Source organism: Pseudomonas sp. NFIX10, assembly GCF_900111955.1.
GTDB classification, from domain to species: Bacteria; Pseudomonadota; Gammaproteobacteria; order Pseudomonadales; family Pseudomonadaceae; genus Aquipseudomonas; species Aquipseudomonas fluorescens_AA.
This window is the reverse complement of the sequence record NZ_FOKH01000014.1, coordinates 1-14,215: the sequence shown is the minus strand read 5'-3', so window position 1 is coordinate 14,215 and position 14,215 is coordinate 1. Positions and strand designations below refer to the sequence as shown.

10 protein-coding genes are annotated in these 14,215 nt (G+C 61.9%); 6 read left to right on the top strand and 4 right to left on the bottom strand.

The genetic code is table 11. The features are described from left to right. Nucleotides 1-35: 35 nt before the first annotated feature. The gene (locus tag BM321_RS14635) at nt 36-1,583 is read right to left on the bottom strand and encodes a MocR-like pyridoxine biosynthesis transcription factor PdxR (protein ID WP_092442962.1); all 1,548 of its coding nucleotides are present in this window, start codon (nt 1,581-1,583) and stop codon (nt 36-38) included. A 100-nt stretch (nt 1,584-1,683) separates the two neighbouring features. Between BM321_RS14635 and BM321_RS14630 the strand changes: the two genes are divergently transcribed. Genes BM321_RS14630 through BM321_RS14620 form a run of 3 tightly spaced genes read left to right on the top strand, consistent with a single transcriptional unit; the run spans nt 1,684 to nt 3,459 of the window. Then, nucleotides 1,684-2,325, top strand: coding sequence for an FMN-binding negative transcriptional regulator (locus BM321_RS14630; protein ID WP_092442961.1), 642 nt, complete (start codon nt 1,684-1,686; stop codon nt 2,323-2,325). 2 nt (nt 2,326-2,327) lie between these two features. Next, the gene (locus BM321_RS14625) at nt 2,328-2,774 is read left to right on the top strand and encodes a GNAT family N-acetyltransferase (RefSeq protein ID WP_092330952.1); all 447 of its coding nucleotides are present in this window, start codon (nt 2,328-2,330) and stop codon (nt 2,772-2,774) included. 10 nt (nt 2,775-2,784) lie between these two features. After that, the gene (locus tag BM321_RS14620) at nt 2,785-3,459 is read left to right on the top strand and encodes a GNAT family N-acetyltransferase (RefSeq protein WP_092442960.1); all 675 of its coding nucleotides are present in this window, start codon (nt 2,785-2,787) and stop codon (nt 3,457-3,459) included. A gap of 54 nt (nt 3,460-3,513) precedes the next feature. Here BM321_RS14620 and BM321_RS30915 read toward each other — a convergent pair whose 3' ends face one another. Beyond that, the gene (locus BM321_RS30915; protein ID WP_256573523.1) at nt 3,514-8,463 is read right to left on the bottom strand and encodes an OTU domain-containing protein; all 4,950 of its coding nucleotides are present in this window, start codon (nt 8,461-8,463) and stop codon (nt 3,514-3,516) included. Between the two features lie 176 nt (nt 8,464-8,639). Continuing rightward, nucleotides 8,640-9,539 carry a homocysteine S-methyltransferase family protein gene (locus BM321_RS14610; RefSeq protein WP_092442959.1) on the bottom strand — a complete coding sequence of 300 codons (900 nt, stop codon included), beginning with the start codon at nt 9,537-9,539 and terminating at the stop codon, nt 8,640-8,642. A 112-nt stretch (nt 9,540-9,651) separates the two neighbouring features. On the opposite strand from BM321_RS14610, the gene BM321_RS14605 reads away from it, so the two are divergent. The 3 genes from BM321_RS14605 to BM321_RS14595 all read left to right on the top strand — a co-directional run bounded on the left by BM321_RS14605 (nt 9,652) and on the right by BM321_RS14595 (nt 13,858). Then, nucleotides 9,652-10,473, top strand: a complete 822-nt coding sequence (locus tag BM321_RS14605) for an ABC transporter substrate-binding protein (RefSeq protein WP_092442958.1) — start codon at nt 9,652-9,654, stop codon at nt 10,471-10,473. Next, nucleotides 10,470-11,303 carry an amino acid ABC transporter permease gene (locus tag BM321_RS14600; RefSeq protein ID WP_060739974.1) on the top strand — a complete coding sequence of 278 codons (834 nt, stop codon included), beginning with the start codon at nt 10,470-10,472 and terminating at the stop codon, nt 11,301-11,303. The genes BM321_RS14605 and BM321_RS14600 overlap by 4 nt, the downstream gene beginning before the upstream one ends. A 374-nt stretch (nt 11,304-11,677) precedes the next feature. Beyond that, nucleotides 11,678-13,858, top strand: coding sequence for an autotransporter outer membrane beta-barrel domain-containing protein (locus tag BM321_RS14595; RefSeq protein ID WP_371856626.1), 2,181 nt, complete (start codon nt 11,678-11,680; stop codon nt 13,856-13,858). A 58-nt stretch (nt 13,859-13,916) separates the two neighbouring features. Here BM321_RS14595 and BM321_RS14590 read toward each other — a convergent pair. Beyond that, the coding region (locus BM321_RS14590; protein WP_139197133.1) for a transposase at nt 13,917-14,215 on the bottom strand (299 nt) is incomplete at its 5' end.

The window sequence follows — 14,215 nt, the reverse complement described above, 5'->3', positions numbered from 1 at the left end:
ACCAAGGCCGGGGCATCTGCCGATGCTCCGGCCCCTCAAAGCGCCCAGGTTTTCTCCAGGCTCGCCAGTGCGGCAGCGATCGCCGCGGGCGGCACGGCCGCGAAGCCCAGCACCAGCCCGGCCCGCACCTGTGTCGAGGCCGTGGTCGGCAACCAATAACTGCTCAAGCCATTGATTTCGACCCCCGCCGCCGTCGCCTGGGCAATCAGTTCGCGCTCACGTTCAACGCTGTCCACCGGCACCGTGACATGCAGCCCGGCCACGACGGTCGGCAAGGTGCCAACCCCTGGAATGTCTTTGGGCCAACCCGCCAGCAACGCGTCTCGTCGGACCAGCGCGGCCCGCCGCATGCGCCGGATGTGCCGTTGAAAATGCCCGGCGGCCATGAACTCGGCCATCACCGCCTGGGTGCTGACTTCGGAATGGCGCACGTCCACGGCACGACGCCGGGCGAAAGCGTTGACCAGGCCCGGCGGCAGCACCAGGTAGCCCAGGCGCAAGGCCGGGAACGCCACTTTGCCGAACGTACCGACGTAGAGCACCCTCCCCTGGCGATCCAATGCCGCCAAGGGCGCCAGGGGCGCGCCGCTGTAACGGTACTCGCCATCGTAGTCGTCCTCGACGATCCAGCCGTTGTTGCGTTCGGCCCAGGCCAGCAGTTCCAGGCGCCGTGGCAGGCTCATGACCACCCCGGTCGGGTATTGATGGGACGGGGTGACGTAGGCCAGCCGGCAGTGGCTCAACCCATCGAGCGCGGTGCAATCCAGGCCCTCATCATCGACCGGCACGCCCTTGACGTCGGCACCGGCGACGGCGAACGCATGCCCGGCCGCGCGATACCCGGGATTTTCCACCGCCACGACGTCGCCCGGGTCCACCAGCAGCTGTGCACAAAGGCTGATGCCCTGTTGTGCACCACTGGTGATCACAATTTGTTCAGCCGTGCAGTGCAACCCCCGGGAACTGCGCAAGTAAGCGGCGATCAGCCCGCGCAAGCGCGCATCTCCTTGGGGGTCGCCATAACACAACTGTTGCAGATCCGGCTTGCGCCAGAAAGCCGCGTTCAGCTTGGCCCAGACGTCGAAAGGGAACAGATCGAAAGCCGGCACACCGACCCTAAATGCTCGCGGCGGGCCACTGGGCGGCTGGGGTAAATGGTGGTTTTCGACCCGATTCAGCGCATCGCTGTGGATAACTTTACTGGATGGAATCACAGGCAAATCGAGCCAATCTGTGGATAAGACTGTGGGTAAGCCTGTTGAAAACCCTGTGGATACTTTTGTGGATATGTTTTTCAGCGGCAGGGTCGTCGAGGACAGTTTCGCCACATAAGTGCCATCCCCAACACGCCCTTCGATGAAGCCCTCAGCGTAGAGCTGGTCATAGGCCCGCACCACGCTATTGCGGGAAATCGACAAGGCCGCCGCCAGGTCACGACTGGCCGGCAGGCGCGTGCCGCTGGCCAGGCGTCCGTCCAGCACCCGGGCCCGCAACGCCTGGTAAAGCTGACGGCTGAGCCCCTGGCGGCGGTCCAACTCGATGCCAGCAGGGTTGAACGACAGTGGCGGCACGACGTTGTGCATGAAAGCCCTCGCGAATGGACCTATCGAATTGGCCGGAAGTGGCTCTTACAACAGACCAATAGCCTGCCTAGGATGCTCGCATTCGCCAAGGAAAATCATCATGTACAACCCCAAAGCCTTTGCCGTCGAAGACCTGCCCCAGTTGCACCAGATGATGGGCGATTGCCGCTTGGCCGTGCTGGTTACCCACGGTGAACACGGTGTGCAAGCCAGCCATCTGCCGCTGCTGCTGGACACGCAGCAGGGGCCGAACGGCACCCTTTATGGGCACATGGCCCGGGCCAATCCACAATGGCGCGACTTGCAAGCCGGCGCCGAGGCCCTGGTGATATTCGCCGGTGCCGAGGCCTACGTCAGCCCGGGTTTCTACCCGAGCAAGGCCGAACACGGCAAAGTCGTGCCAACCTGGAACTATGTGGCCGTCCACGCCTACGGCAACGCTGAGGTGTTCAGCGACGCGCAGCGCCTGCGCAACCTGGTCGGCGCCCTCACCGACCGCCACGAAACCACTCGCGCCCAGCCCTGGAAAATCGACGATGCACCGCCGGAGTACATCGACAGCATGCTCAAGGCCATCGTCGGCTTCGCCCTGCCCATCCAGCGCCTGGAAGGCAAGCGCAAGCTCAGCCAGAACCGCAGCCCCGCGGATGCCGCCGGGGTACGCAGCGGCCTCGCCGCCAGCCCCGACCCGCTGGACCGAGCCCTCGCCCACCTGATGCCTGAACCATCGTCCAAGGAGTGAACATGAGCCAACTCGACATCCGCCGCGTCAGCGCTGACGATCACGCCGCCTGGCTGCCGTTGTGGCAAGCCTACCTGCGCTTCTACAACACCGAACTGCCGGAGGCGGTCAGCCAAAGCACCTGGCAGCGCTTGCTCGATGAGCGTGAACCGACCCATGCTGCCCTGGCTTGGAAGGGCGACACGGCGGTGGGCCTGGTGCACTTTATCTATCACCGTTCGAACTGGAGCATCGAGAACTCCTGCTACCTGCAAGATTTGCTGGTGACAGAACAGAGCCGTGGCACCGGTGTGGGTCGCCAGCTCATCGAGTTCGTCTACGCCACCGCCAAGGCCGATGGCTGCTGCAAGGTGCACTGGTTGACCCACGAAACCAACGCCACGGCGATCCAGCTGTATGAGCGCATCGCCGAGCGCCCAGGCTTCATTCAATTTCGCAAAGCCCTTTAAGGAGCGCCCCATGTCGTCTTCACTCGCTGATTGGAAAGGTGTCCCGGCGCCCTCCGCGCAATTGCTCGAAGGGCGTTTCATCCGCCTGGAAAAACTCGATCCGGCGCGGCACGCCGACGGCCTGTGGCAAGCCCTCGAAGGCCCCGGGGCCGACCCGAAACTCTGGGATTACTTGCCCTATGGCCCGTTCAAGGAGCGCGACGCGTTCGATGCCTGGCTGAACAACCACGCCGCCAACACCGACCCGTATTTATTCAGCGTGATCGACCGCGCCAGCGGCGAGGTGCAGGGCATTCTCAGCCTCATGTCCATCGTCCCGGCCCAGGGCCGCATCGAGATCGGCCACGTGACCTTCGGCGCACCGATGCAGCGCTCGCCGAAAAGCACCGAGGCGGTCTACCTGTTGGCCAAGGAGTCTTTCGCCCTGGGTTACCGCCGGCTGGAATGGAAGTGCAACAACGGCAACGCTCGCTCCAAATACGCCGCCGAACGGCTGGGGTTCACGTTCGAAGGCGTGTTCCGCCAGCACATGGTGGTCAAGGGCCAGAACCGTGACACCGCGTGGTATTCGATGCTGGATTCGGAATGGCCCGCTATCGGCGCCGGGTTCGAGCGCTGGTTGAGCGAGGAGAACCAAAGCGAGGGCGGCCAGGTACGTAGCCTGGCAGAGTGTCGCTCAGCCTGAAGAATGATCGCCACCGCGCATCCGTTCGCGGTGGCGATCATTCAAGACGGCCTATCAGGACTCAGGCGGTTTCCTCGTGGCCAGGAATGGCTTGAGCACCTCGGGCGTCACCCCTCTTCGGGCAAACGGCCAGGCCCATTGCGGTATGGCCCCATGGGCGTTCACATAACTGGCGAAATCCAACCGGCTGTGCCCCGCAAGCCCCCCCGAAAAATCGAAGTTGTAGAGGAAGTACTGGGCTTGCCTGTCGCTCATGCTGTAGGCATCCAAAATCAGCCGATGCGCCCGGGCCTCGTCCTGGGTCAGGCTGTCGATCAAGGCGCTCGCGAACGTTAACTCGCTGTCGAGCGAACCGGGTCGGCCCAGCACGAACCGGATGTTGTCGTTGCTGAAGTGCGGTCCCATCAGATCCAGCCAAATGCTCCGGGCGCTTGCGCGCGTGATCCCGCGCATGGCGAGAATGGACGACCATAGGTCCGGCCTGTTGAACAGGACAGCGATCCGGCTATTGGAAAACGGCTGTCCCGGCGCACTGAACAATCTGGCGACAGCAGACAAGTCGCTGTCCCTGACGTATCGGGCCTCCAGGATAAAGCCGGAGAACTCCAGCAAGGCCTGCCGATGCGTGAACAGGTTTTGCAGATTCCAATCATCGAACGGCTGCATCCAACGGATATCGATGCTGCCGTACAGCTCCAATTCGTCATAACGGCTCGTGAGATATTGGGCAATGAGGTCAAGCCGCGCATCGGATAAGCCAGGGGTGCGTATCCATTGCGAAAGCAGATTCAAGGGAAACAACCCGCCCAGGTTGGAAGCGATCAACGGAGACTTGAGCAGGATGTTCGCCCGCCTCGACAAGATAGGGAATCGTTGGAGGGCGACGGTGAGCAGGTCGACCAGATCCTCGGCCCGGTCGTATTGGATGAATTGCGCCAACAGATCTTCATCGTCGAACATGCTGCGGCCGGTTTCCTCCTTGAACCTTGTTCCGACTTTCTTCAAGTCCTCACTGTCCACCAAAAAGGCACCGTTGAGCGTGTTTTCGAGTTGGTCTTCAGTAAGATGACCATGCACGGCCTGATCGTAGCGGACGTACGCCATGCTGTTCTTGGGGTGGTGATCGGTCAGGTCCCGGGCCTTGACCCCGTACTCGAGCATGATATGGAGCACGTCCTGGGAGAACATGAGGAATTCATTGTTGAGCAGTTCGCCCACTTCCGTAGGCTCGACAGGCGCCAGCAGCGTGTCCTCGAAAAAGCTCCGCAGGGATTGATCGTTCTGGGTGTAGTAGGGAATGCTGCTCAGCACCGGTCGCCCCGGAGCCCGTGGAGACACGAAGCTGCCGATGTAGCGCAGTATTTCCGGCGGCAAGGCGGCGTCCGATGCCTGGTTCAATACCCGGCGCGCCATGTCGTCTGCATGCAGGTGCAAGAGCCTCAGCAGCGGTTGAAACAGGTTATGTGGGTTGCGCGCCCCGTAGACAATCTGACTCAGGTCGAATACCGCCCCCTCGCCCAACAGGTTCTCCAGGGGACGGGCATTATCGGCGAGCGCTTGCTGCAGGCCGGTGGGCTGCGTCACCAGGTAATTGTTGAGCTCCGGGTGCTGATCGATGTAGGCGGCCGCTTCATTACGCAGTCCCTGCATCGAAACCGTCGGCTGCGCCTGCCCCTCGTTCAATCCCCGCGCGACGGCGTTGAAGAAGCAATCGCCGTCGGCCGCGAACGTGACGTCCGTATTGTCAGCCAGCCTCAATGTGTAGTGGTTTTCCCCCGTGCGTATCAGCACCACGTCCGTGCTTGACCTGAGCGGATGCGCGCCCGATGGGTAGCTGCTTTCGTACTGCCCTGGGGTGAAACGCACGGTCCAATCCCGGTGCCCATGGCGTCGGTCGATGATCAGCAAGCTGCGATTTCGCGGCCAACTTGGAATGCGGGTGATGAAGGAAGGCACCAGTTCCATGATCTGGACGTCCCATACCCCTGGTGTACGGATCAGGTCGGAAACGGCGCGAAGCGAGGGTGCCGATCGCTTGGGATCTGAAGGGCCCGGCTGGGGAGAGCCTTGCGACGGGCGCTTGCCTCCTCCGCCCAGGCCATACCCTACGGCGCGCCACTCGCCATCGGGCCCACGCGCCACGGTGCTCCTCATCACCCCGCTGGAGCGGATGCTCAACCCTGTGGCCGGGTTGACGATGGTGGCTTCGGTGGCGTTGAGCGGCGTATGGTCGTGCACCCGGAACACCGTCCCATCGGGTTGCCGTACATACACCTGGCGTGTGACGCGGCCCGTGGCGCCATCGGTGATAGTGGGGCGATAGAAGCCCCGGGTATCCGCTGACAGCCCACGGAGCAACGCGGTATCCGTCACGGCATAACGGCAGTACAGCGCGTCCTCCAGGGGCAATCCGAGCAGCGCTTCAGTCGAGTTCTGCCGAGACGCTGCCGGCAGGAAAGTCCCCTGGCCTCGCACCTTGAATGGCACGCCGCCGAGGCCTGGCGACCGTCGGGTGTTCGCCACCGTGTGCACGAACATCAGCGTGTCCAGGTGCGTGGGCACGGCACCGGTCTTGAGCACCAGCAAACCCGTTTTGACCGCACGCGTCAGCATCTGGAAACCGGGGATAAGCAGCAGGCCTGCCAGGTCCATGACCAGCTCCACCACCATCATCGCCAGCCTCAAGGCGGTTTGGTGACTGATATCCCGGTTGCTGTTGGAGCGGTGATCGGCATGGGCGCTGTGGAAGTTGACGTGGGCCCGGTGAAAGTCCTCGAGGAAGTTGCCACTGATCAGGAACCCTCGAACCAGGGGACGACCGCGATATTGCCCCAGCGCACGCTTGATCTCCTCCGGGTCGAGGGTGGACATGCGCGAACGGAAATACGTGCGCCATTCTTCTTGTTGCAGCAACCCTGTGACGCCGTCGCTCAGGTCCGAAAACTCATGGAAGTCATCGCCATGAGGGCTGTCCGGGAAATAGACGCCTACGGTTCCCTCGATCAGCGGCCCCGGCTGGTCTGAAAGGACCAGCACGCCATCGATGCTGATCGCATTGCCCGTCGTGCCATGCTGCAAACCGACGGTGCCGCCCAAGAGCAGTCCGTAGACGCGCACGCTGCGCCCGTCGACCGATGGGCGCTTGGCAGCGGTGGGCGATTGCAGCAGCGCCTCCAGCCAGGCCGCGACCCGCTTCTGCGCCTTCGGTGGGCTGGCGTCGGGATTGATCACAGTCGCCTTGAACACATCGTCGCCCCGGAGCCCGGCCGCGTAACCTTTGAACGCCAGGTTGGCCAGGTACGCCGTCTGCCAGGCCGCCTTGTAGTGCGGCGTATTCATTTGTTCGCGAAGCAGGATTTCATAGCGGCCACCGGCATCGATGCTCGACGCCATCCGGGCCAGTTCGCTCCCGGTCACCGTGATCAGGAAACCGCTTGTCGGGTGCCGGACACGTTGGCCATGCCGGTCGACCAAATCAACGGCCAGCACTTCTCTCATCGCGTTCGGGTACTGCGGCGCACGCAGATTATCGAGCATCAACTGCGTCAGGCTGCTGGTCCGGCACTGCCTCGGGTTGGCCCGATCGCCGAAGAACAGCCTGACCATGGTCCGGTCCGGATCCGGCTCTATGCGCGGGTGGATGCTTTGCTGAAGGTATTGCCGGATCTTCTGGCGAGTGAACTGCACCAGCGTCGGGACACCGCTGCCCAACGCGTAGACGGCCTGGAATACCCGGTCTTCGAGCTGGCGATAGCGGGCCTGTTCGGCCCGCGTCGCGGCTTTGTAGAAACCCGGGCGACGATTGTCCACCAAGGTTTCCTGGCGGGCCGCCAGTGGCCCGGTCAGTGACAACATGGGCAGGCCAAGGGCAGCTTCCGTTCGCTGGGCAAAGACATCCACCGGCACCGTTGCGTTGTCCGGCGCAGTCAACACCGCCTCCAGGGCGGCACTTTGCATCTGCAGCAAGTCCGCTGCCGCCACCTCGAACACATGCCCGGCCAGTTCAGAGGACATATCCCGGATTGAGCGTTCCTGCCCCTCGTGGAGCGGACGGACGTTGTCGACCAGGTCCTGGAAAGAGTGAAATCGCTGCAGCCCGCGTTCCAGGGAATACAGGAACAACGAGGGCCGATCCGTGAACTTGATCACCATCGCCGCGGGCCACTTCCGAGGCGAGGCCGTGCCCTGGTCGAGCAGGACGGCATAGGCGTGGGGAATGGGCGCCCGTAGCAGCCGGTTCCTGTCAGCCTGGGAAGGATGGGTGGTGATGAGGTCCAGCAGGCGATCGTCATCGGCCTGCAGGATTCGCGCGGCTTGGGTGAGTGGAGCGGCAGGATCCCGATCCGCTTTATACAAGTTGAACAGGTGCAGGAATCGTTGGGAAAGCAATTGGGCGAGGACCGCTTCAGCCGTGGACGGTGCGGTCGCCTCGCTGGCGTCGCCCCGGTTCTTGCCAAGGCGAAAGCGCGCCAGTTCGTCACGGAACTGACGTTTCAGCCGTTCGTTTGCCGTGGGCCGGGAAATATGGAACACCGACGCCAAGGCCCGTAGCGTCTGCGCGTCCGGTTGCCGGGCAAATACGCTGTCGGCCTCCTCCAGCGAGTCCGGACGGGTGAAAAAGCCGACGCCACCGTTCGTGAAGTCAGGCGCCGTGTCGCTGAGCAAACCGTTGCGCAGGACATCGGTGAAACGCTCCGAGGACGTCAGGGCGCGGCCACCGGCCTGGTCCGTGGTAAAGCGGTTCACGTAGCAGTTATCCGGATCGATATCCGCAAGCAGCGATGGGCGGAATCTGTCGGCGGGAATCTTCGCCTTGAGCAGGCTGACCAGCAGATTCCCAAGCACCCCGTCGAACGTGGGAAGGCCTGCAAACAACCGGGTGAGTTGAGTCTGGTTGTTGTCCAGCAACTCCAGTTGCCTGAGTTGCACCCTTGCCTGGGCGCTGAGCGGTTCGCCCTGGGGGACGACGGCGTTGGCCGGATCGCCTTTGGAGAAAGTAGCCATCTGAATGGTCCGGTTCTGATTGAAGAATCCGGACCCTATCGCGCCGTCGCCGCCCAAACGGCATACATATTTATAGCGTGGCTAGGCAGCCTGGAGAAAAACGTAATCCAACGTGTCGCCCTCTATCGATGGCCGTGGGGCCGGCCTGGCGTGAGGGCAGTCACCCGCCAGACGGCTCAGCCCAGTTGCTGCGCCAACACCGCAATATGCTCCGGTCCGATCCCGCAGCAGCCACCCAAGTGGCTGGCCCCGCGCTTGCGCCAGTCAGCCGCCCATTGCAGGTAACCCGGTGGATCGAGATCTTCGCGCAACGGGTCCAAGCCGTCGTTGGCGGTCGCTTCTTTGGGTTGCGGCGGAAAGGCGTTGGCGTAGGCCCCGATGTGGATCGTCACGCCCAGGCGCTCGAAGGTATCGCGGGCAGCGTCAATCGCCGCGCCGATCACTTCCGGCTGGCTGCAGTTGAACAGCAGCACCTCAACGCCCAGTTCGGCCGCCACCGCCGCGGCCTCCGCCACCGGTTCGCCGGAGCGCAGGCGCGGCACTTCATCGGTGTCTTCGTCTTTCAGGGTGAACGACAGCCAGAACGGCTTGCCGTCCTTCGGCAAACCGGCGTGAATCGCCCGCGCTTCGACCGTGGAGCTTTGGGTCTCGGCCAACCACAAATCGATATGGGGGGCCAAGCCGTTTACCAGGGGCGCCAACAGTTCACTCGCGCGGGAAGCGTCGAACAGGTCCGGCCGATAGGAACCAAACAGCGGCGGCAGCGACCCGGCCACGCGCACCGTTTTGCCTGAGGCCTGCACCGCCCGTTGCGCCAACTCGCCAGCCAGCGCGGCCAGGGCCTGGCCTTCGGCGGCAAAACGCGCTTCGCCAATATGGAACGGCACCACCGCATAGCTGTTGCTGGTGATCACGTTGGCGCCGCTGGCAATGTAGGCCGCGTGCACGGCTTCTACCGCCTGGGGCGCTTCGCTCAAGGCCAGGGCCGACCATTCGGGCTGGCGGAACGGCGCGCCCCGGCGTTGCAGTTCGCGGCCCATGCCGCCATCAAGAATGACTGTCGTTGCTACGCCCATATGCGATTCACTCATAAGCTTATGAAAAATACTCACTACCGGTGTTGTTCTTATAACTATTTAATACGCACCATTCGGTTAACTACAACTTATTTTTCTAACAGGCCCTCACATGAAACGACAACCATTGCTGGCCCTGGGTCTGACGCTGCTGGCCGCCTCTTCGCAAGCGTTTGCCGGTGCCACGCTGGATCGCATCGAACAGAAAAAAGAACTGGTCGGCGTGTTGATGGAAAGCTATCCGCCCTTCTCGTTCCTCAACGAGCAGAACCAGCTCGACGGTTTCGACGTCGACGTGGCCAAGGCCGTGGCGCAGAAGCTGGGGGTGAAACTGCGCCTGGAGACGCCGTCCTGGGACGTGATCGCGGCCGGTCACTGGAGCGGGCGCTATGACATCTGCATTTGCTCCATGACGCCGAGCAAGGCCCGCGCCGAAGTGTTCGACTTTCCGGTGCAGTACTACGCTTCGCCCGCGGTGATCGTGGTCAACGCCAAGGACGACCGTATCCACGGTGCCAAGGACTTGAGCGGCAAGAAAGTCGGCCTGACCAGCGCCTCCAGCTACGAAAGCTACCTGAACAAGAACCTGGTGATCGAAGGCGCCGAGGATACCCAACGGAGCTATCCGTTCGAGGACGTGCAGGTCGCCCCGTACGACACCGACAACGTGGCGTTCCAGGACCTGGGCCTGGGCGCCGGGGTGCGCTTGGACGCGGTGCTGACCAACCTGGTGACGGCGCAACCGCGCCTGACCGAAGACAAGCGCTTCAAGCTGGCCGGCGAGCCGCTTTATTCCGAACCGAACTCGGTGGCCATCGAAAAAGGCGACGCCCAGTGGGACAGCAAGGTGCGTGAAGTCTTCGCCCAGTTGAAACAGGACGGCACCTTGAGCAAACTCTCGCAAAAATGGATCGGCGCCGACATCACCCAATGACTTCTTTTCCACCCCCTCAGCCACCGCCATCGGTGGCTGAGTCACGCCTGCAGAAAATCTTCGGTTTTCGCACCCGGCTGTATCTGACCTGGGCAGCCATGCTGGTGCTGTTCGCGAGTTTCTTCCTGAGCTTCGATCTGAAGTTCTCCATCATCCTCGACAAACTGCCGAACCTGCTGGGTGTGCACCTGGCGCCCAATGGCTTCTTGCAGGGTGCGGTGCTGACGTTGTTCCTGTGCCTGTGCTCGATCGTCGCCTCGTCATTGCTGGGCTTCATCACTGCCCTGGCGCGCCTGTCCAGCAGCGCCGTGGCGTTCGGCATCGCCAGTTTCTACGCGTCGTTCTTTCGCGGCACGCCCCTGCTGATCCAGATCCTGCTGATCTACCTGGGCCTGCCCCAACTGGGCGTGGTCCCAGGCGCCATCGCCGCCGGGATCATCGCCCTGTCGCTGAACTACGGCGCCTACCTGAGCGAAATCTTCCGCGCCGGCATCCTCGGCGTCCCCAACGGCCAACGCGAAGCCTCCCTCGCCCTGGGCCTGAGCGAAACCGTGATCTTCTGGCGCGTCACCCTGCCCCAGGCCATGCGCACCATCATCCCGCCGACCACCAACCAATTCATCTCCATGCTCAAGGATTCTTCGCTGATCTCGGTGATGGGGGTTTGGGAAGTGATGTTCCTGGCGCAGTCCTATGGTCGTTCCAGCTATCGCTACATCGAAATGCTCACCACCGCGGCGATCATTTACTGGTTGATGTCCATTGCGCTGGAGCTGATCCAGGCGCGGATGGAGCGGCATTATGGGAAGGCGTATCTGAATAACCGCTGAGCCGTTGCCAGAATTGCCGGTATGACTCACCCGCATGGCCCGGTACAAAAACCTGTGGGAGCGAGCTTGCTCGCGATGACGTCGGCACAGCCAACATCACCGCAAACTGCCTCACCGCTATCGCGAGCAAGCTCGCTCCCACAGGAGAAACGCGTTCATTCCTAACCATGCACCGAGCCTAGGCGAGGTGCCGAGTGGTGGGGTATTGCTCCGTCAAACGCCGGTCAAATAGAAAGGTCCGTTCGGGCTGTAAGGCAAAGCTTCGAACCATGAAAGCCAACGAACCGCCACGCTAATCGCAGCACGAGCAGCCTACAGATTTCATCCGCTGAATCTTGCCCGCGGCGAGAAAATGGCTGGCATCGCCGCCCAGGGTGAAATTTTTAAAGTGCGACCTCTTCCATCAGAGGTCCCATTCGATGCCTACCCAACACCTGTTTCTGCCCCAGCATCTCGCGCTGGCAATTGCCTTGGCACTTGGTTGTGTCGAGGTTTCGATGGCGCAGTCCGTTGACGGGCCATCCCGTCCATTCGAAACAACCGCCGAAATGCAGGCTCGCCTCAAGGCGTTCGCAGCTACGCCAGGCATCAATATCAAGCGGGTCACCAACGCCCAGGAAATGCCGCTGTCGCAGGACAACGGTGACGATCTGGTGATTGTCAGCAGGCAAGGCGAACTCGTCGGGCTCACCGACGGTGGCGGCGGTGCCAATGTCTTGCAACTGGAGATCGCCAAGGGAGGCGAACTGGGTGAAATAGACCATTTCCAGGATCTGTATTTGAAGCGAGGCGAATGGTCGAACAGCAAGGCTTTCGACAGCCAAACCTTGATCGATTCGGGTGCCAAACTGATTAACATCGGCCGTATAGGTGGGGCGGTACACGTTCTTGGTGAGTTCGCCAACCAGGGCACAGTGACCGGGCCTGTCTTCGTGGGGAAAAAGGCCAAGTTCAGCGGCAACGGGACGGTCGACGCATTGGATGTGGCGGGGACGATGGAAGTCGGCCCTGTAATCGGCGCCCCTTCAATTGCCAACGACCTTAAATTTTCCAAGAACGCGACGATGGTCTACGGCATCGGCACAGAGAAAGGCAGCGCCACGATCAAGGTCGGTGGTACCGCGACACTGGGCGATGCGACCCTGAAAGTTGTCGCCGTGCCAGGCGAATATGTCGGCAGCAGCAACCACATCGTGCTCGAAGCGAAGGAGGTCGTGGGTAAGTTTGGAAAGATCGACAGTGACCCGGCTTTTTTGGAAGTGAAACCGGACTACACAGAAACCCAAGTCAGCCTGACCTATGCCCGCAACAGGGTGCCGATAACGCAGGCAGCGAATACCGATAACGCGCAATCGTTTGTGAAGGCGATTGAAGACGTGCAACAGGTCAAACCGAACGCACCTGAGCCTATCGAAGCGCCCAACGTTGCCGAGGCAGTTGGTGGCCAGCCGGATGTAGAGGCCCTCGCAAATCCACCCGTCGAATCATCCAAGCCCATCAGCACTATCCATTCCCCCACCGTCCAGGCTCAAACCATCGAGCCCCAACCAGAACCCAACACCGCCATCAACGCCCTGCTCGGAACCAACTTGGTGACCGCCGCCGACGCCATCGACCAGCTCACTGGCTACGATGTGGCCGACCTGGGCAATGCCACTTTGAGCAGCATCATCCCCATCAGCAGCGGGGTGCTCGCGGCCATTGGCCAGGACACTTCGCAGGGCCCCCATGGCAATGGACAGGTCTGGGTCCAGGCCATCGGCAACAGTGGCCGCATCGGTAAGCATCTGGACGACTACGCGCTAAAGCATTCGACAACAGGTTTGCTGCTGGGAACCGACTGGGCGATCAACCCGACTTGGCGCCTGGGGGTCATCGGCGCCAAGAGCGAGACGCGGCTGGACGGTCATCGATTCGAGGGTCGGCTCGACAGTTGGCATATCGGCGCCTATGCCTTGCGTCAGGATGGCCCGCTGGCGCTACGCCTGGGCGCGGTGTATGGCGATCACGACGGCAGCACCAAGCGCCACGTGGCTTTCAACGGTTTCAGCGATCGGATCAAAGGTCGTTACGACGCCAACACGCAGCAAGTCTTCGGGCAAGTCGGCTACAACCTGGACGTCGGGCATTTCGATATCGAGCCCTATGTCCAACTGGGCTACCAGCGCTACCAACGCGATCGCTTCACGGAGAAAGGTGGCGACGCGGCGCTGCGGTTCGAGAGCCAGACCCAAGACCACTCCACCAGCGAGCTGGGCCTGCACCTCGCCCGCCCCTTCGTTCTCGATCAGGGAGCACGGTTGACGCCGCGCCTGAATGTCGGCTGGAAACACCTCTATGGCGACGTCCGAGGCAGTTCTCGGCAACGTCTGGTCGGCGGCGGCAAGACCTATACCGTCGAGGGCATCGAGCTGGACCGGGACAGCTGGCTCCTGGAAGCCGGACTGGACCTGGCCGTTTCGCCACGACACACATTGGGGGTGAGCTACAAGGGTGAAACTGGCCAGGACAATCGCAACGGCACGCTGATGGGGCAGTGGCGGATGATGTTCTGACTATCCGGGTGATAGCGCCGCCATTTCTGTGGGAGATTCTATGGTGCAGGGCTACCCCCTAAATGCCTTTCGGTAAGTATTCGCTCTGATTCTTCAGCAGGGCGAATACCACTCGGGCAAGCTTGCGGGCCAGTGCTACTAATGCTTCGGTTGTGCTGAGTCCCCGGGCCCTTAGTGCCTCATAAAAACCCTTCCATGCCGCTGTGCGCCTCGCCGACATCGCGGCGTTATGCATCAATCGACGGGCCTCTGGGTCACCTCGCTTAGACAGGCAGCGGCGTCCCTTCTTTTTCCCTGAGTCCGATATACGCAGGTCTAGGCCCAGAAAAGCGATGAAGGCATCGGCATTTCTGAAAT

What these genes read in the sequence shown, in the direction of transcription:
- BM321_RS14630 (WP_092442961.1), top strand. Translation starts at nt 1,684, where the DNA reads ATGTACAACCCCAAAGCCTTTGCCGTCGAAGACCTGCCCCAGTTGCAC.
- BM321_RS14620 (WP_092442960.1), top strand. Translation starts at nt 2,785, where the DNA reads ATGTCGTCTTCACTCGCTGATTGGAAAGGTGTCCCGGCGCCCTCCGCG.
- BM321_RS14610 (WP_092442959.1), bottom strand. Translation starts at nt 9,539, where the DNA reads ATGGGCGTAGCAACGACAGTCATTCTTGATGGCGGCATGGGCCGCGAA.
- BM321_RS14635 (WP_092442962.1), bottom strand. Translation starts at nt 1,583, where the DNA reads ATGCACAACGTCGTGCCGCCACTGTCGTTCAACCCTGCTGGCATCGAG.
- BM321_RS14625 (WP_092330952.1), top strand. Translation starts at nt 2,328, where the DNA reads ATGAGCCAACTCGACATCCGCCGCGTCAGCGCTGACGATCACGCCGCC.
- BM321_RS14605 (WP_092442958.1), top strand. Translation starts at nt 9,652, where the DNA reads ATGAAACGACAACCATTGCTGGCCCTGGGTCTGACGCTGCTGGCCGCC.
- BM321_RS30915 (WP_256573523.1), bottom strand. Translation starts at nt 8,463, where the DNA reads ATGGCTACTTTCTCCAAAGGCGATCCGGCCAACGCCGTCGTCCCCCAG.
- BM321_RS14600 (WP_060739974.1), top strand. Translation starts at nt 10,470, where the DNA reads ATGACTTCTTTTCCACCCCCTCAGCCACCGCCATCGGTGGCTGAGTCA.